The sequence below is a fragment of the Halomonas cupida genome (genome assembly GCF_900142755.1).
Lineage (GTDB): Bacteria > Pseudomonadota > Gammaproteobacteria > Pseudomonadales > Halomonadaceae > Halomonas > Halomonas cupida.
Map to the genome: position 1 here is coordinate 182,906 of NZ_FRCA01000010.1, position 15,995 is coordinate 198,900.

General features: G+C 57.9%; 21 protein-coding genes and 1 tRNA gene. 7 read left to right on the top strand and 15 right to left on the bottom strand.

What is annotated here, in order from left to right; genetic code table 11:
- Nucleotides 1–60 precede the first annotated feature (60 nt).
- The 12 genes from BUE38_RS17430 to BUE38_RS17480 form a co-directional block, all read right to left on the bottom strand.
- A complete protein-coding gene (locus BUE38_RS17430) occupies nucleotides 61–504 on the bottom strand; it encodes a phage virion morphogenesis protein (RefSeq protein WP_073436510.1) in 444 nt (147 codons plus the stop codon).
- Nucleotides 497–985, bottom strand: a complete 489-nt coding sequence (locus BUE38_RS17435) for a phage tail protein (protein ID WP_073436511.1) — start codon at nucleotides 983–985, stop codon at nucleotides 497–499. Before BUE38_RS17435 ends, BUE38_RS17430 begins: the two co-directional genes overlap by 8 nt.
- Entirely contained in the window at nucleotides 982–1,188 is a 207-nt protein-coding gene (lysC, locus tag BUE38_RS23570; RefSeq protein WP_443093378.1) for an Rz1-like lysis system protein LysC, read from the bottom strand. Before lysC ends, BUE38_RS17435 begins: the two co-directional genes overlap by 4 nt.
- The gene (locus BUE38_RS22245; RefSeq protein ID WP_084542013.1) at nucleotides 1,091–1,462 is read right to left on the bottom strand and encodes a hypothetical protein; all 372 of its coding nucleotides are present in this window, start codon (nucleotides 1,460–1,462) and stop codon (nucleotides 1,091–1,093) included. Before BUE38_RS22245 ends, lysC begins: the two co-directional genes overlap by 98 nt.
- On the bottom strand, nucleotides 1,459–2,037 hold the full coding sequence (locus BUE38_RS17445; protein WP_084542014.1) for an N-acetylmuramoyl-L-alanine amidase: 579 nt from the start codon (nucleotides 2,035–2,037) through the stop codon (nucleotides 1,459–1,461). The genes BUE38_RS22245 and BUE38_RS17445 overlap by 4 nt, the downstream gene beginning before the upstream one ends.
- Nucleotides 2,038–2,039: 2 nt before the next feature.
- The gene (locus tag BUE38_RS17450; protein ID WP_073436512.1) at nucleotides 2,040–2,324 is read right to left on the bottom strand and encodes a phage holin family protein; all 285 of its coding nucleotides are present in this window, start codon (nucleotides 2,322–2,324) and stop codon (nucleotides 2,040–2,042) included.
- Nucleotides 2,321–2,662 carry a putative holin gene (locus BUE38_RS17455; protein WP_073436513.1) on the bottom strand — a complete coding sequence of 114 codons (342 nt, stop codon included), beginning with the start codon at nucleotides 2,660–2,662 and terminating at the stop codon, nucleotides 2,321–2,323. Before BUE38_RS17455 ends, BUE38_RS17450 begins: the two co-directional genes overlap by 4 nt.
- A 14-nt stretch (nucleotides 2,663–2,676) precedes the next feature.
- Nucleotides 2,677–2,886: a tail protein X gene (locus BUE38_RS17460; protein WP_073436514.1), complete on the bottom strand. Its 210-nt coding sequence runs from the start codon at nucleotides 2,884–2,886 to the stop codon at nucleotides 2,677–2,679.
- Nucleotides 2,886–3,356 carry a head completion/stabilization protein gene (locus BUE38_RS17465; RefSeq protein WP_073436515.1) on the bottom strand — a complete coding sequence of 157 codons (471 nt, stop codon included), beginning with the start codon at nucleotides 3,354–3,356 and terminating at the stop codon, nucleotides 2,886–2,888. Before BUE38_RS17465 ends, BUE38_RS17460 begins: the two co-directional genes overlap by 1 nt.
- 104 nt (nucleotides 3,357–3,460) lie before the next feature.
- Complete coding sequence (gene gpM / locus BUE38_RS17470; RefSeq protein ID WP_073436516.1) at nucleotides 3,461–4,177, bottom strand: phage terminase small subunit; 717 nt, start codon at nucleotides 4,175–4,177, stop codon at nucleotides 3,461–3,463.
- 10 nt (nucleotides 4,178–4,187) lie between these two features.
- Nucleotides 4,188–5,207, bottom strand: coding sequence for a phage major capsid protein, P2 family (locus BUE38_RS17475; RefSeq protein WP_073436517.1), 1,020 nt, complete (start codon nucleotides 5,205–5,207; stop codon nucleotides 4,188–4,190).
- Nucleotides 5,208–5,222: 15 nt separating this feature from the next.
- Complete coding sequence (locus tag BUE38_RS17480; protein WP_073436518.1) at nucleotides 5,223–6,038, bottom strand: GPO family capsid scaffolding protein; 816 nt, start codon at nucleotides 6,036–6,038, stop codon at nucleotides 5,223–5,225.
- A 144-nt stretch (nucleotides 6,039–6,182) separates the two neighbouring features.
- Between BUE38_RS17480 and BUE38_RS17485 the strand changes: the two genes are divergently transcribed.
- The gene (locus tag BUE38_RS17485) at nucleotides 6,183–7,961 is read left to right on the top strand and encodes a terminase large subunit domain-containing protein (protein WP_073436519.1); all 1,779 of its coding nucleotides are present in this window, start codon (nucleotides 6,183–6,185) and stop codon (nucleotides 7,959–7,961) included.
- Nucleotides 7,958–9,028, top strand: a complete 1,071-nt coding sequence (locus BUE38_RS17490; protein WP_084542015.1) for a phage portal protein — start codon at nucleotides 7,958–7,960, stop codon at nucleotides 9,026–9,028. The genes BUE38_RS17485 and BUE38_RS17490 overlap by 4 nt, the downstream gene beginning before the upstream one ends.
- Before the next feature lie 371 nt (nucleotides 9,029–9,399).
- On the opposite strand, the gene BUE38_RS22250 is transcribed toward BUE38_RS17490, so the two are convergent.
- Nucleotides 9,400–10,392, bottom strand: coding sequence for a DUF4760 domain-containing protein (locus BUE38_RS22250; RefSeq protein WP_084542016.1), 993 nt, complete (start codon nucleotides 10,390–10,392; stop codon nucleotides 9,400–9,402).
- A gap of 599 nt (nucleotides 10,393–10,991) precedes the next feature.
- Here BUE38_RS22250 and BUE38_RS17500 point away from each other — a divergent pair.
- Together BUE38_RS17500 and BUE38_RS17505 are read left to right on the top strand one after the other, a co-directional pair.
- A complete protein-coding gene (locus BUE38_RS17500; RefSeq protein WP_073436521.1) occupies nucleotides 10,992–11,657 on the top strand; it encodes an SOS response-associated peptidase in 666 nt (221 codons plus the stop codon).
- Nucleotides 11,654–12,301, top strand: coding sequence for an SOS response-associated peptidase (locus BUE38_RS17505; RefSeq protein ID WP_073436522.1), 648 nt, complete (start codon nucleotides 11,654–11,656; stop codon nucleotides 12,299–12,301). The genes BUE38_RS17500 and BUE38_RS17505 overlap by 4 nt, the downstream gene beginning before the upstream one ends.
- A 127-nt stretch (nucleotides 12,302–12,428) precedes the next feature.
- On the opposite strand, the gene BUE38_RS17510 is transcribed toward BUE38_RS17505, so the two are convergent.
- Nucleotides 12,429–12,505 (bottom strand) — tRNA-Pro (locus BUE38_RS17510).
- Nucleotides 12,506–12,590: 85 nt separating this feature from the next.
- The gene (gene ispB, locus BUE38_RS17515) at nucleotides 12,591–13,589 is read right to left on the bottom strand and encodes an octaprenyl diphosphate synthase (protein WP_073436523.1); all 999 of its coding nucleotides are present in this window, start codon (nucleotides 13,587–13,589) and stop codon (nucleotides 12,591–12,593) included.
- A 446-nt stretch (nucleotides 13,590–14,035) separates the two neighbouring features.
- Here ispB and rplU point away from each other — a divergent pair, with 446 nt between their 5' ends.
- From rplU to cgtA, 3 genes are all read left to right on the top strand, one after another.
- Nucleotides 14,036–14,347, top strand: a complete 312-nt coding sequence (gene rplU / locus BUE38_RS17520; protein ID WP_073436524.1) for a 50S ribosomal protein L21 — start codon at nucleotides 14,036–14,038, stop codon at nucleotides 14,345–14,347.
- A gap of 65 nt (nucleotides 14,348–14,412) precedes the next feature.
- Nucleotides 14,413–14,670: a 50S ribosomal protein L27 gene (gene rpmA, locus BUE38_RS17525; protein ID WP_073436525.1), complete on the top strand. Its 258-nt coding sequence runs from the start codon at nucleotides 14,413–14,415 to the stop codon at nucleotides 14,668–14,670.
- Between the two features lie 124 nt (nucleotides 14,671–14,794).
- On the top strand, nucleotides 14,795–15,988 hold the full coding sequence (gene cgtA, locus BUE38_RS17530; protein ID WP_073436526.1) for an Obg family GTPase CgtA: 1,194 nt from the start codon (nucleotides 14,795–14,797) through the stop codon (nucleotides 15,986–15,988).
- Nucleotides 15,989–15,995: the final 7 nt, after the last annotated feature.

Here is a 15,995-nt window from a genome sequence, read left to right on the forward strand (position 1 = left end):
CGAGGATGTTCCCCCGCCGTTCGCTGAGCACTCCAGCGATGGACGTTGTAAAAGGCCGATCTACAACGTGAGGTGGTCGATGACCATATCCCGGATGAAGCGCTGGTCCTCCTCGCTATATCCGAGTAGCTCGCGCTGGGGGTAGTCGTAGGATGGTCCACCAGACTGAACGCGAGCCCGTAATCCCTTCTGGTGAACCTGGGCGATGCGTGCCACCCGCCCCATGAAGCTGACCTCGGCACTATTGGGGGCTGCCCTGGTTCGCATGTACTTGGCCTGGCGGATCTTCATGAACATCGGCTGCCGACGGACAAAGCCAGCCTGGCTTCTTGGCTTGCGAGGTTCGTAGGCGCTGCCGTCGGGGTTTTGCTGGTCTGCGATTCGCTCACGCTGGCGGCGGCGCAATGCTGTGGCAATGGTGCGGGCCAGCTTGCGGCGTTCCTTCGGCGTCAGCTTTTCCAGCAGCGGCGCAACCCACTCTTCCAGACTCTGCAGGTCATCCATTCGGGGAGTCCCACTCACTGGCCAGCTGGTGGTCGGTATCGCCGGGGGACTTCACATAGAGCGCCCAGTGCTTTGCGGGACAAGCATCGATCGGGAATTCGGGCATGCGGTGCTCGCTCTCGATTCTGCCCTCATCACAGTTGACCCTGGCCACCACGCGCTCGGTGAGGGTGACTTCAATGGCGAGATCCCATCGATCATTGGCCAGTAGCTCGGCATCAAAGCGCACGGCCTCATCGGGATCTAGATCTGGCTGATAGTGGGAGAGCCACTGCAGCAACGGGATCATCACCACGTCAATTGAGCCGCCCAGGTCTGTGATCATGATGCGCGCCGGTACCCGATACTGGTGCGTCAGGTGTTGGCCCCGAGAGAACTGGATGGCACCGCGCTCGATGAACGTCAGCAGGCGCTCTGGTCCCTGGCGCAAGGCGGGAATGCTGGCAAGCAGGTGCTCACGTAGCGACTGCAGCTTGATCATGGGTGCTTCTCCAGTGCGTTGATGAGGCCGTTATGCCGTGTGGCACAGCGCTGATACTGGCTGGCCCAGGCAGACATGGTCAGCGCAACATCACCGCCGGTGCCGTCAGTCAGTGGTGGCAGTGCCGACGGGCAGGGGGTCAGCAGTGTCTGCTGTATCGGGGATGGTGCCGGCGGCGGCGTGGTTGAGCAGGCGGATAGCATCAGGCTCAAGGCACACACGACGGTAGACAGGTTTCTCGACCTCACGAATGATTCCTCGATCAATGACACGTTCGCTGGCCTGCAGCTCGGCCAGCCGTTCCTCCACACGGCGCGCGATATTCGACTCTCGTTCCATGGCGGCAGCGATGGCTGCTTCGGCGGCCTGCATGGCCGTGAGGCGCTGACTGTCCTCGAGCCAGCCGCGCGAATACCAGCCCACCGCGACACTGACGATCAGCAGTCCTGTGCCGATGGCGAGCTGCACGCGGGTCATGCGGCTGCGGCCTCGTGATCAGAGACACAAACACGGCTGATGAGCACCCGCCCAACCGCTCCAACAAGGGCGTCGAGATGTTCGTGATAGGCAGCAAGGTCGCGTGAGTTGGTAATGAAGAACAGCTCGACGATCACTCCGCCTGCACGGATGAATGCGAGACGTGAGTGCTGGCCATCGCCTTCGCCCTTGTCGCCTCGATTACTGATGTTCAAGGTGTCAGCGATGGCGGTGCAGAGTTGATCGCCGAACTCGTCATCCGATGGCGCGGACAGCGTTTCGGTACCGGTGGCACTGGATGACTCAGCAGCATTGCAGTGGAACTCGACAGCGATGTCGTGGCGTTTGGCCATCTCGCATGCCTGACGGAGAGGCAGGTTGATGCCAGGTTTACCGTCCCGGGCCAGCACTATCCGGTCAGCCAGGAACTCATAAAGCCGGTCGCGGAAGTCCAGCACGATATCCGCTTCATTCAGACCGTTGCCTACGGCTCCGGGGTCGGTCATGGAATGTCCCGCACTGATGAACAGTGAGCGGGTCTGCAAGGCGACAGGGATAGGCATGGATAATGTCATGGTCAGTGCCTCCGGATCAGATGCAGAGAGCGCAGCAGGTGGGCAAGGTTGCCGCCATGGCGCAGCAGCAGGATGGCGAGGGCTCCCATTGAAGCTGCTACGGCAGCTGTCACGGGGCTAGGTAGTGCGACAAAGGGGAGCTTCACAATCACGATGACGCTGATGCAGGACATCAACCATGCGAGCCAGGCAATCCCTGGCCGATACCGGCTACCTCGTCGCTGATAGGTGATGAGTCGCAGCAGGATGATGACGGCTGCAACAACAGCAATATCCGTGAACGTCATTTCTTTCCTCCCAGCCAGGATCTCAGATCAAGCGTTCTGACGCTTTCAATGGCTCTCAGCCCAGCTGTCACCGCAATGGTGGCGCCAACGAATGCCGAGGCAGCGCTATGTTCGAGATATGAACCGAGGATGGCGGGTCCTCCGAGATATCCGATGACGAAGGAAATCAGCAGATAGACGAGGCGTACCCATAGCGACAGCCCTTTGGCACTCACAGAGAACAGCAGTGCGCCACAGAAGGCTCCAATGACAGCGTTGGCATCGATACCGGGGATCTGGGAAATAACAGCGGCTGTCAGGCCTGCAGTACCAGCTGCGATTACATTGGGGTCTGTCATGGTGTTCCTCTGCGTTATGTCCACAGCTGTACGGTGTCAATCCGACGGGTGGTCGGCTCGGTCTCGGGCAGCAGAATGAGTGTGCCCTCGGGCAGTACTGGCCCGAGCTCGGCAAGGCCCGGATTGAGCCGCAGTGCTCGCTCGGTCACCTCGGCAGTACTGCCGAAGGTGCGATAGCAGATCTGGTCGAGGGTCTCGCCTTGATTCGCTCGCACGGTGCGCACTAGATCAGCTCCACGACGGTATGGTTGCGGTCCTGGATCTCCGCGACAGCCCAGCGAGCATCTCGTCGGTAGTCATCAGCAGCCAGATCCGCTACTTCCCCACGCTCGTCGCCAGAGTTGGTCGCCGACACTTCGCGGTACCGCTCCAGTAGTGATGCATGCGCAGTGGCGTAGACGGCGCGTCGATACAGCAATGGATAGATGCCGGGTGCCTGCCAGTTCGGGGGTGTCGCGTCCTCGATGGTGGCGGCGCCGTTCTCCTGTTGCTCGGCTTGCCATGTCCGGAGCTGGCGGTTGATGTCCGCCATGGCCACGCGCAATGCATACTCGACACGCTCATTGGTGATCGCGTCGATGATGCGCTCGGCCTTTCGAAAGTCGGCCGGCTCTATCTGAGGCCAGAAGCCGTTATTGTCGAGCGGGGTGGCCGGAGTCGGCTCCGAGTTGTAACCAGCAGCGATGAGTGACATGGCAGCCTCTGTAGGAAGGGGGTGGGCCGGGATCTACGATGTGGGACCGTGGTCCGATCTCCCCCGGCGCCCCCTTGGGGTCGGCGTGCGACTCGGTTGAGTGGTCAGGCGTTGGCCTGGCCTCCTGCGTTCTGTTGCTTGGCCTGGCGCTCCAGATTCTCGATGTCCTTCTTCACGCCGACCTTGTCGTTGAGCTCAAGAGCACGACGAAGATGCTTGAGCGCTTCGTCGATGCTATTGCCCTTGTCGCGGTAGGCGTAACCGAGCGCCTTGTGCAGCTTGGCTCGCACCTGGTCGTGCATATCGGCGTCGCGTGTCAGCGCCTCGGCGGTTACCAGGTGCATGACCAGATGAGCCGCTTCCTCGCTGTTGTCACTGCCGCCAGCTTCGCCCTTGCTGGCCTGCAATTGCTTGAGGGCTTCCTCGGCGACCTGTTCCGCCACCAGCGAGGCGGTGTCGCGTTCGAAGCGATCAGGGGTGTCGAGACCATGCTTGATGGCGTATTCGGCGATAGTCAGTGCACCGGCGATATCTCCGACATCCAGACGCCAGAGCATGACGGTCACCAGAACATCGTCCTGAGCGCCGGCACCTGCCGATAGCACACCATCGACATAGGGGGCGAACTGAGGCAGCAACTCACGTTTGCGGGCAACCTTGGCCTCGACGGACTTGATGCCCTTGAGGGCTTGGCGAGCCTCCCAAAGAGCGGCGGCAAACAACTCGTACTGCTGGCCGGTCTGAGGCAGGCCGGGTGCAGCGTCACCCGCCGCGTTCGCGGCGGTGACGCGCTGATAATGCTTTCGGGCAGGGCTGTGCATGATTGGCTCCTTACGCTGACCAGTCGCCGAATACGATGTTCTCGACCAGGCAGCCAGCCCCAAAATCCTCGACAACGTAGGCGTCATTGGAGCTTTCGTAGTTCTCCACTCGCTTACGCTCAGGCTTTTCCTTGATGTAGCGACGGCGGCTGCCGCGCTGCCAGTAGATGGAAAGGTTTTCCGGCATGGTGATGAATAGCGAACCGTCGGGGAAGAAGGGCACCCGAGCCGCTTGCAGACCGCCCATGCGCTTCTGACTGATGACCATGTCGAGGGCGCGACTTTCGGTCGGGGTGCCAGCGTGCTCCTGCAGCATGGGGAAGTACTTGTCGGCGAGTATCTTGCGACCACAAATGACGCGCAGATCGGTGGACTCCTGGTGCCATGGGTCGATCATCTCGTTGACCACATCAAACACGAGAGCATCGAGGTTGGCGTAGTCGCCGCCGGGGCCGACGCGAACTTCGCCCACGTTGGTGCCTTCTGCCAGCACCCGAGCCTCGGCCCGCTCGCGGTAGTGCTGGAGCCAGCCCTTGTTGACGTCCTGCAGCAGCGGGTTGGCGATACGGTCGGTTTCGGCAGCCGCTGTCTCTCCGTTGAAGCCGATCATGATGCGGTCGAGCGCCTGTTGCCGAATGATGGCGTTCCGCACCCGGGTCTGGAAGTCGGCAAATTTGGCCCAGACATCCAACTTGCTCCAACGTAGGAAAGTGTCGTATTCGGTCGAGAAGCACTCGTAGCCCTGCGAATCCATCGTAGTGAGGTCGCGCGGCTGACGATCGTTCTGGTCGACATTCGTACGGCCAGCGATGGGACCACTGATGCCCAGGCCGATCTTTTCACCCTTCAGATCATCTACGCCGATGATATTGATCAGGCCGAGGAAAGCGCTTGATTCCTGGATCTTGCTTTCCAGGGTCTGTTGCACGCTGGGTTCGACGGAGAAGCTCTCGGCAGCGCTGGGCACCCCGGAAAGGTGAGCAACGCGATCGAGCAGCTTGTTGTAGGCGATACGGGTATCGTTGCGCATTGGCGGCGGTCCTTATTAGCAGTCAGTCAGTACGGCGTCACCACCGCCGGTGGCGGCTCCGCGATTCGGGGTGTCCGGGGTGTTGTCGAGCTTGGTGTAGAGCTCGTCTAGCTTGGCTTGGGTGGCTTCGTGCGCTTCCTTGAGCTCCGTGAAGGCTTCGGCACTCGGGCGGCGTTCGAGCTCGTCGGCCATGTCCTGATGTCGCTGGACGAACAGCTCGAGCGTCTCTTCCAACTCCTTGCGGAAAGCCTCGAAGCCCTTGCCCGTTTTGGCGTCATGGCGCTTGAACATGGTCTTGACCCGCTCCGCGAGCGTGGGGCCGGTGTCTTCCTGCTCGACTTGCGAGAAGTCGAATTCGATCTCGATAGCTTCACTGAAGACGTTCTCGGGGTGCTGCTTCTTCGCCGCGAGAGGTGAATCCTTGCCTGCCTGGCGTGAGAACTTGAGCATCTCGGTGCCCAGGCTGGCCGGGGAGTCGGTGACGGCGAGCCCTTCGAGGTAGGCTTCGCCGGTGTCGGCAAAGCTCGGGTTGATCTCGATGCTCGTATAGACCTTCTGGCGCTTGCCGTTGATCTCCTTGAGCTGGTCGGTCGGATCAATGTCGGCGAACAAACCGAGCTTTCCATCCTCGACTTCCTCGGCCTTCACAGCCTTGACGTCACCCAGGGCAGGGAAGGGCCCGTCGGCAAACAGGCCGCGCATGTGCTCCATCCACACTCGGGCACCGTATTTCTTCGGGTTGTAATTGGCCGCCATCTGTTCGATCTGATCGCGTGAGATCTCTCGGCCATCTGTAGTTGCGCCTTCGGTGGCGACTCGGAACCAGGGCATGTGACTTCCTCGACTGGGTACGGGGCAAATGTTGCCGTCAGGTTCCGCGTGCCCGTCGAATGACTCAACAAACCGGCGTTGTAAATCCGCGATCTACAACAACAGCCTGATTGGTTGGAAGGGACTCGAGGGTAGGCTGGCGGCATGACTACGATGCCTCCTGACCTCAACGAATCCCCGCGGCTGACGGCCCGCCATCTCTACTGGCAGGGCTGGCGAGTGGCGCGCATTGCCGAGCACATTGGCGAGAAACCCGCCACGGTTCACAGCTGGAAGTCACGCGACAACTGGGAAGCGGCCGCGCCCATCGAACGTGTCGAGCAGACGCTCGAGGCGCGGCTGGTTCAGTTGATCGCCAAACCCGACAAGGAGGGGAAGGATTACAAGGAGATCGACCTGCTCGGTCGGCAGCTCGAGCGGCTAGCTCGGGTGAGGAAGTACAGCGAGAGCGGACGTGAATCGGATCTCAACCCGAACATTGAGGCCCGGAACGATGCACCCCGGAAGCGGAAGCAACGGCGAAACTACCTCGATGAGGAACAGGTCGAGGCGCTGAAAGCAGCATTTCTGGATTCGCTCTTCGACTATCAGGTCGAGTGGCACGATGCCGGGCAAAAACACCGTATTCGCAACATCCTGAAATCACGCCAGATCGGGGCTACCTGGTATTTCGCGCGTGAAGCCATCGTTGACGCCTTAGAGACAGGGCGAAACAAGATTTTCCTGAGTGCCTCGAAGGCCCAGGCGCACATCTTCAAGAACTACATCATCCAGTTCGTCAAGGAAGTCACCGACGTTGAACTCAAGGGCGATCCCTTGGTGCTCGACAACGGTGCCGAGCTGCATTTTCTCGGTACCAACAGCAAGACCGCTCAGGGGTATCACGGTGACGTCTACCTCGACGAGTACTTCTGGATCCATCGCTTTGCCGAGTTCCGCAAGGTCACCAGCGGCATGGCCATGCACAAGAAGTGGCGCCAGACGTACTTCAGCACGCCATCCAGCCTGGGACATGAGGCTTATCCGTTCTGGTCGGGTGAGATGTTCAACAAGCGCCGGGCGAAGAAGGACCGGGCCGAGTTCGACGTTTCCCACACAGCGCTGGCGAGAGGTCTGGTGTGTCCGGATGGCCAGTGGCGGCAGATCGTCACCGTCGAGGACGCCATTGCCGGTGGCTGTGACCTGTTCGACCTCGAGCAGCTGCGCCTCGAGTACAGCGACGAGGAATTCGCCAATCTGCTCATGTGCCAGTTCGTCGACGACAGTCAATCGGCGTTTCCCCTGGCGCTGGTACATCCCTGCATGGTCGACAGCTGGGAAGTCTGGAGCGACTACAGGCCTTTCGCACCACGCCCAGCTGGCGATGCTGGTGTCTGGATCGGCTACGACCCCACAGGCACCGGCGAGGATGGCGATGGTGCCGGGCTCGTCGTGGTGCTGCCGGCGCGTACTGCTGACGAAAAGCACCGGATCATCGAGCGACACCGACTCAAGGGAGAGGACTACGAGGCTCAGGCCGATTTTATCAAGGGCTTCCGAGACCGGTACCGCATCGAGCACATCGGCATTGATGTTACCGGGTTGGGCGAAGCGGTCGCCGAGCACGTCGAGAAGTGGTTCCCGACGCTTACTCGGTTCAGGTACGACCCAGCCGTCAAGGGCCGCCTGGTGATGCAGGCACAACAGATCATGCGTAAAGGCCGCCTCGAGTTCGATGCAGGTTGGATGGATCTCGCACAGAGCTTCATGGCCATCAAGAAGGAACTCACCGCCAGCGGCCGCCAGTACACCTACACCTCGGGCCGCAGCAAGGCGACCGGTCACGCTGACCTCGCCTGGGCCACCATGCACGCCCTCAGTCACGAACCTATCGACGGGCCCGCCCAGGGCACCGGCCAATCCGTAGTGGAGTTTTCCGAATGAGCGAGACAGCCGCCAAACCCCGTATCCGTGTGCCATCCGGGTACCGCCACCAGCCGGCACCGAGTACGCCAAAGGCCGAAGCCTTCACCTTCGGCGATGCCGAGCCGGTGACCTCGATGCGAGACATCTTCTATGAAGGGCTGCTGCTCACTCCGGATGAGTGGTACGAGCCACCGATCCCGCTGGAGATCCTCGCCAAGAGCTATCGTGCGACGGCGCACCATGGATCGGCGCTGCAGGTAAAGCGCAATATCCTGCTGCGCACCTTCAAGCCGCACCCGTTGCTGGGCCGCCAGTCGTTCAGCGGCTTGGCACTCGACTATCTGGTATTCGGCAACGGCTACCTTGAGGAGGTGCGCGGCAGGTTGGGCAAGTTGCTGCCATTCCGTCACCTGCGTGCCAAGTACATGCGTCGTGGAGGACCCAATGCCGACCGGTACTGGTGGGTGCCGAACTACATCGACCGCACCGAGCTGCCCAAGGGGAGGGTGGTTCACCTGCTCGAGCCCGACGTCGACCAGGCCATCTATGGCGTACCTGACTACATCGGCAGTCTGCAGAGTGCATGGCTCAACGAGAATGCCACACTATTTCGCCGCCGGTACTTCCTCAACGGCAGCCACGCCGGGTTTGTGATGTACGTGAGTGACCCGGCCAGTAACCAGGATGACATCGATGCCATGCGGACAGCCCTGAAGGATTCGAAAGGGGTGGGCAACTTCCGCAACCTGTTCTTCTACAGCCCTGGAGGGAAAAAAGATGGTGTCCAGATCATCCCCATCTCGGAGGTCGCGGCGAAGGATGACTTCTGGAACATCAAGAACATCACCCGCGACGACCAACTCGCCGGGCACAGGATCCCGCCACAGTTGATGGGCATCATCCCGCAGAACACCGGGGGCTTTGGTGATGTCGAGAAGGCAGCCAGAGTGTTCGTGGCCAATGAGCTCGAGCCGCTGCAGGAAGCCCTCAAGGAGGTCAACGAGATCGTCGGGGAAGAGATTATCCAGTTCCGTTCGTACTCGCTGGATGGCGGCGAAGGTAGTCCACTGGATCCATCCCGGTAGTCATCCATCCCAGCACTACAGCCGCCCACCTCGGGCGGCTTTTTCATGCGCACTCAGTAACAGGGGCCCTCCTGCCTACGACCCCCGGCCACAGGCCTTGGCGCGCAATCGTCACCCCGCCCCGCCCGCGCTCTAAACTTGCCGGTTTTTATGCACTCATGCAGGAGGGGCGAGGCTGCGCCGTTGCTGGGCTTCGGGAAGGACGGCAGTGTGGAAGTGCTTATGCGAATTTATGCACAATTCTGCACTTCTATGCATAGACGATCTTTTCCTTTGGCGTACTAATTGGTAACTTCAAGATAGAAGGGGGTGGATCGATTGGCGCCCGAATCAATTAGGCGCCGTCAATGCCTGACAACGGATTTTAATATTTACTTCTTTTCATTTTTAGTTTTATCTTTTTTCTTAGCTCTAGTTTTTTTGCTTGTCGGCTTGTTTTTGAAACACACTTTTTCTCCGCGCATTATTTTCTTAACTTCTTCTTTCGACGGAACCTGTATTCCTAGCTGCGCTTTCTCCGGAGCATCTTTGCAGTTTTCTACCAAGGATTCTCCACGCCATCTTTTTGAAAGATATATTATTCCTTCAAAGTTCTTTGGATTGGTCTTTTGTGCCTCTATTATTATAAAAAACCCTCTTCTTTCAATGTTCTCCAAGAATCCACTGAAGCATTCTTTTAGCAAAACCTCATCAAGATCGTCATACTTGATGCCCTGCGCTAGGAACTCAAAATAATTTAGAATAAATACAGTCCCATTAATAGCATCTTTAAGCTCTTGTCCAAGCTTTAGTTTTTTAAATTCTGGCTTGTCCGGGTTGTCTCTCCACTCGGCAAGCTCTTTGGCAATATGCCTGCCATTTTTAAATAAGTGTGAGCTTTTCTTTAAGTTGTCTTGGTATACGGTGCTGATCCTAGTATTTAGAACAATATTTAGGGTATGGCTTCTCCTACTGCTTGCAGCAGTAGTCATGACTTGAATCCACCACCCCATTCCTATTAGAGTTGCAGTGACTAGGATTGATAACGCTATCTGATACTTTGGGATGTATCTTAGCACTAGATAGCCAGTTACTATTATGAAAAATATGATAGAACTGAACAGTGGTAAAAGTTTTCTTGTGTCTGGGTATACTTTTGATACGACAAGGTAAATAGATAGGCTTATTAGACCAGATATTGATGCTGCTATTCCAAGCTCAAAGAGCTGAAAGGAAGAGAGTTCGATAGCATTGAAGTCTACTCCTAACATCCTTGCGATGATTAGAAGTATTCCGCTGGCTGAGAAAAAACCTAAGAAGAATGTAAGGATGTTTTTTTTAGGTATTTTCTTGTTCTCTGGTTGAGAGAGTGATGGTGTGCTCATATCCCTGCCAAGCCTTTTTATTTATACAAATAAAAAGCCTCCCAGTCAGGAGGCTTAATGATGAATTTATTTGGTTCCCAAGCTTTCGCTGGCTTGCTTAACCTTCACCATAACCAATCAAGAGTTCAAAATTAGTAGTGTGCTTCATCATAAGCCCTCCTTACCTTTAATTATCTAATCTCTACGCTTCTAACTCTAAATCTAGCAAACGTTAAGATAGATACAAATTAATTTTATCTATCACGCTTATTAAAAATGGGTTTAACATTATACAGCACCCTTTTTTCGCCGTCAATGCTAACCTAGTTTTTCGCCCCCAGCGTGCTGCCTTGACGCCGCTGGTAAAGGGAATATTGAACTGACTGATGAAAAATGCAATGGCTTTTCGTGCCTTCTAGCGTGTGAATTTTCTATGTCAACGAGTAGTTTATTGTTTTTGCTTAATTTTTACGCTTTGCTGGAACAGCCTTCCTGAATGAGATAGGTGGTGCGAGTTGTGTCGTTGAGGAGGTCTGCACGTGCCCACCCTTGGGCGTAGCACAGCACACACTCTTGTGCCACGAACCGATTGCGTAGGGATGGGGTGCTATCCTCAGGTTATGTGTGGACGCTACAACATCAATGACATGCCCAGTCTCGACGAGCTCAGGATAATCCTGCCGTTGCTGGAAGAGATCTTCACACCTGCCCGGCGCTTCAATGTCGCTCCGGGCACGAGCATCCCTGCGGTCTTTCTACCAGATCCAGAAGCGCCGCCCCAGCTGGATCTGCTCTGGTGGGGCTACAGACCTGAGTGGGCCGGAGATAACGCGCCTCAGCCTATCAATGCCAAAGCCGAGACAGTGGCCACCAGTCGATATTTTAAGGGGGCGTTCTCGCGGCATAGGTGCCTTGTACCCGCCAATGGCTGGTACGAGTGGATTACAACGGATCATGGCAAACAGCCACACTACATCACCCGTACAGACAATCGCCAACTCTGGTTCGCCGGCATATGGGCTCGCCGGGCTGACGACAAACTTGGCTGCGCGATCATCACTGAGCCGGCTCGTGGTCCTGCTCGAGACGTTCATGATCGCATGCCGCTGTGCCTAACTGACGACAGCTTGTCGCTGTGGCTGGATCCCGATCTGAGCGACAGGGAGACAATCCGCAGGGTAGTGAAGCACGTAGAGGCTGATGTCTTAACTCACTGGCCTGTAAGTCAGCGCATCGGCAATGTAAAAAATGATGATGCCAGCCTTATCGAGCCTGTTTCGCCATGATAGAACGCATCGCTATCGACTTGCGCGAAGTGCCAGACTTCCTCCAGTTCTCCCAGTTGAAGGCATTCGAAGGCACCGTGAATTACAACGTTTGCCCGCATGACCATGTACCCGCGATCTACAATGTTGGCTCGCATGGCCCGCGATGGGAGCGATTTAGGTGGGGCTATCAACCACATGATGTCCATGGCGGTGCAATCCCGGTCAATGTCCCAGCAGAGCGAGTGGTGATAGACGAGTTCTACAGAGGAGCGCTTGCCGAACGCCGCTGCGCTGTTCCTATCGTGGGCTGGCATGAGTGGGAGCTGGTTCCTGGAGGCACTCAGCCATATTTCTTCACTCGCTCCGATGGACATCTGCTCCTTCTTGCTGGTGTACATGTGCAGAACACCTCCGGTCAGATGACGCTGGCCATCATCACCGAGCCACCCCGGAGTCGCACGGAACGTCCGTGTGGTCGGGTTCCTTTGCTGATCGCTGAAGATAGCTTGGATGCGTGGTTGGATCCGGAGCTTGTTGAACGCCAAGATATTCGCAAGGCCATTTCTCGTGTAGATCTCAGCCAAGTTACGAATTGGAAGGTCAGCAAGGAAATCCTGATGACCAGAGCGGGTGACCAGAGCTTGATAGAACGAGTGGATTAGATGCTGACGCTCGGATCCTCGAGCATGGAACTAGCGCTCAGTGGAACCTATACGGAACCTACTTCATGGCGCAACGAAAAACGGCCACCGCGATGACTCGCTAAGTGGCCGTTTTTTCTGATGTTTCTGGTCGGAGTAGCAGGATTCGAACCTACGACCTCTGCCTCCCGAAGGCAGCGCTCTACCAAGCTGAGCTATACTCCGACGCTGCTGAGGCCTTGCCTCAACGGATGCGTAGTATACGGATTTCCCGTTCCAATGCAACCCCTTGGAGGCCGCCGAGGTTGCTTCAGGTCTTGCGTTCCACCGCCAGTCTTGCCAGTTCCGCCATGCTGTCTCGGTACGGAGAGGGTGGCAGGTGTTCGAGTTCGGCAAGGGCGCGAGCCGACATCTCTTCCGCCTTCTCGCGGGTATAGTCGAGGGAGCCGGTGGCGTCGATGATCGCCAGCACTTCGTCGAGGTGATCCAGGCCGCCCTTGCGAATGGCGCGGCGAATCAGTTTGGCCTGCTCCGGTGTGCCGACGGCCATGGCCTGAATCAGCGGCAGGGTCGGCTTGCCCTCGGCCAGGTCGTCACCGACATTCTTGCCCATGGCCTGGGCATCGCCCTGGTAGTCGAGCAGGTCATCGACCAATTGGAAGGCAAGACCAAGATATCGGCCATAGGCCGCCATGGCCTGTTCCTGTTCCGGCGTTGCCTCGGCGAGAATGGCGCCGGTGTGAGAGGCGGCCTCGAACAGCATCGCCGTCTTGCCCTGAATGGTCTCGAAGTAGGCTGCCTCGTCGGTGTCCGGGTTGCCGACATTGGTCAACTGCTGAACCTCGCCTTCGGCAATGGTGCAGGTCGCTGCCGAGAGGATCTCCATAACCCGCATCGAGCCGATCTCGACCATCATCTGGAAGGAACGTGAATAGAGGAAGTCGCCGACCAGTACCGAGGGAGCGTTGCCCCAGGCATCATTGGCCGTCGCCTTGCCGCGGCGCATGTGTGACTCGTCCACCACGTCGTCATGCAGCAGCGTCGAGGTGTGCATGAACTCGATCAGCGTGGCGAGTGTGATGTGCCTGTCGCCCGAATAGTCGAGTGCGCGGGCCGCCAGCAGCACCAATAAAGGACGCAAGCGTTTGCCACCGCTTTCGATGATGTATTGGCCAATGGTCTCGACCAATGGAATGCGTGAGGCCAGTTGGTCGAGGATGGTGCGATTGACGGCGGCGAAGTCGTCGGCGACCACGGCGTGGATCGGCGAGGGTGCGGCGGATTTGGGCGACGTGGCGTTGACTGACATGAAGGCGGCTTCAACTGGTGGATGGGGCCGGAGGCCTTGGTAAATGCGACTTGAAGCGGCAGCAATGATGTCCAGATGACTCTGCTGCGAGGCGCTTCCGGCGACATTTCCTGTGAGAAGCGGCAGGAAACTGACCGGCGGCGGATATCGCGATCTGCCACGCCCTGTTCGTTGCCGGGGCACAAGCCAACACTTCTCGGATTGTCGGTCATGCTATGGGCCGCCCGTGAGAGCGTCAAGACAGACACAACCTGAATACAGCAGCGACCGCATGCAAGCAGGCGAAAGTGGCGTTTTCCCAGGAAGGTAGACTTGTACCGACGTTGACGGATGGTTATAATGCGCGGCCCACTCATCCATGCTCCCTGTCAGATGGTGCCAAAAGGGGCGCCACTCGAAGCAGGTCGATCAAGAGCCAACCCCGATGAGTATCTGGAGAGTAAAGCATGTACGCAGTTATCAAGAGCGGTGGTAAGCAGTACCGCGTTCAGGAAGGTCAGACTCTCAAGCTCGAGAAGCTGGAAATCCCCACTGGCGACACTGTCGAATTCGACGAAGTGCTGCTGGTCGGTAATGGCGACGACGTGACCGTTGGTGCTCCGCTGGTCGGTGGTGCCAAGGTCTCTGCCGAGATCGTGGCTCACGGCCGTGGTGACAAGGTCACCATCATCAAGTTCCGTCGCCGCAAGCATCACATGAAGCGTCAGGGCCACCGTCAGTGGTTCACTGAAGTCAAGATCACCGGAATTTCTGCCTGATTAACGCCTTGCCCATGGGCAAGCAGCGTTGCGGATTATTCCCTTAAACGAGCGAGGACTTTGCAATGGCTCACAAGAAGGCAGCCGGTTCCACACGAAATGGTCGCGATTCCGAAAGCAAACGCCTTGGCGTCAAGCTGTTCGGTGGTCAGGCCGTGATCCCGGGTAACATCATCGTGCGTCAGCGCGGTACGAAGTTCCACGCGGGTACCGGTGTGGGTATCGGTAAGGATCACACTCTGTTCGCACTGAGCGAAGGTGTGGTCAAGTTCGAGACCAAGGGTCCGAAAAACCGCAAGTTCGTCAGCGTCGTCTCTGCCTGAGACCGCTCGAACATCATGGATCGCCGTACTGCCCTGCGTGGGGAGTGAGGTGGTTCCGGAAGGCCCCGCCAAGCGCGGGGCCTTCTTGTATCATGGTGGGCATGGTCCGCCAGGAGAATGACTGATGCAGTTCGTCGACGAGGCTTCGATTATCGTCGAGGCCGGCAACGGAGGTAATGGTTGCCTCAGCTTCCGACGCGAGAAGTACGTGCCCAAGGGTGGTCCCGATGGTGGCGATGGCGGCCATGGGGGCTGTGTCTATCTGATCGGTGATGATGCCCTCAACACCCTGATCGACTTCAAGTACCAGCGTTTCTACAAGGCGCAGAACGGTAAGCCTGGTCAGGGTCGCCAGATGAGCGGCAAGGCCGGTGAGGACCTGCACGTCAAGGTGCCGGTCGGCACCACGGTGATCGATGAGGACACCCTTGAGGTCATCGCCGATGTGACCGAAATCGGTCAGGTGGTGCAGGTAGCGCAGGGCGGGCGGCGTGGGTTGGGTAATATCCACTTCAAGTCGTCGACCAACCGCGCACCACGCCGGACCACTCCCGGTACCGAAGGTGAGCGTCGCAACCTGCGCCTGGAAATGAAGGTAATGGCCGATGTCGGTCTGCTGGGCATGCCCAATGCCGGCAAGTCGACCCTGATTCGCTCAGTGTCGGCAGCCAAGCCCAAGGTCGCCAACTACCCCTTCACCACTCTGGTGCCGAATCTTGGTGTGGTGAAGTTGGGCATGCACGAGCACTTCGTGATGGCCGATGTGCCGGGGTTGATTGAGGGCGCTTCCGATGGAGCAGGCCTCGGGCTGCGTTTCCTCAAGCACCTGACGCGTACTCGTCTGTTGTTCCACGTCGTTGATGTGGCGCCGTTCGATGAGTCGGATCCGGTTGAAGCGGCAGAAGCCATCATTCGTGAGCTGGGGCAATTCTCACCGACGCTGGCCGAGCGTCCGCGCTGGTTGGTGCTCAACAAGTTGGACCTGCTGCCCGAGGATGAGCGCGATAGCGTGGCGCAGCAGATCATCGAGCGTCTGAACTGGACTGGCCCGGTGTTCCGTATCTCGGCGATCTCCAATGACGGTACCGATGGTCTGGTACAGGCTGCCCATCGCTGGCTGACCGAGCAGCGCACCCTCGAGAACGAGGATGAGGAAGCCATGGAGCGCGAGCAGGAAATGCGTCGCCGCATGGAAGACGAATCCATCGCGCGCACCGAAGAGCGTCTCGGGCGCAGACGGCGTCGTACCGATGATGAGGATGACGACGACGATTTCGACGATGATGATTACGATGTCGAGATCGAATACGCCCCTTGATCCCGAG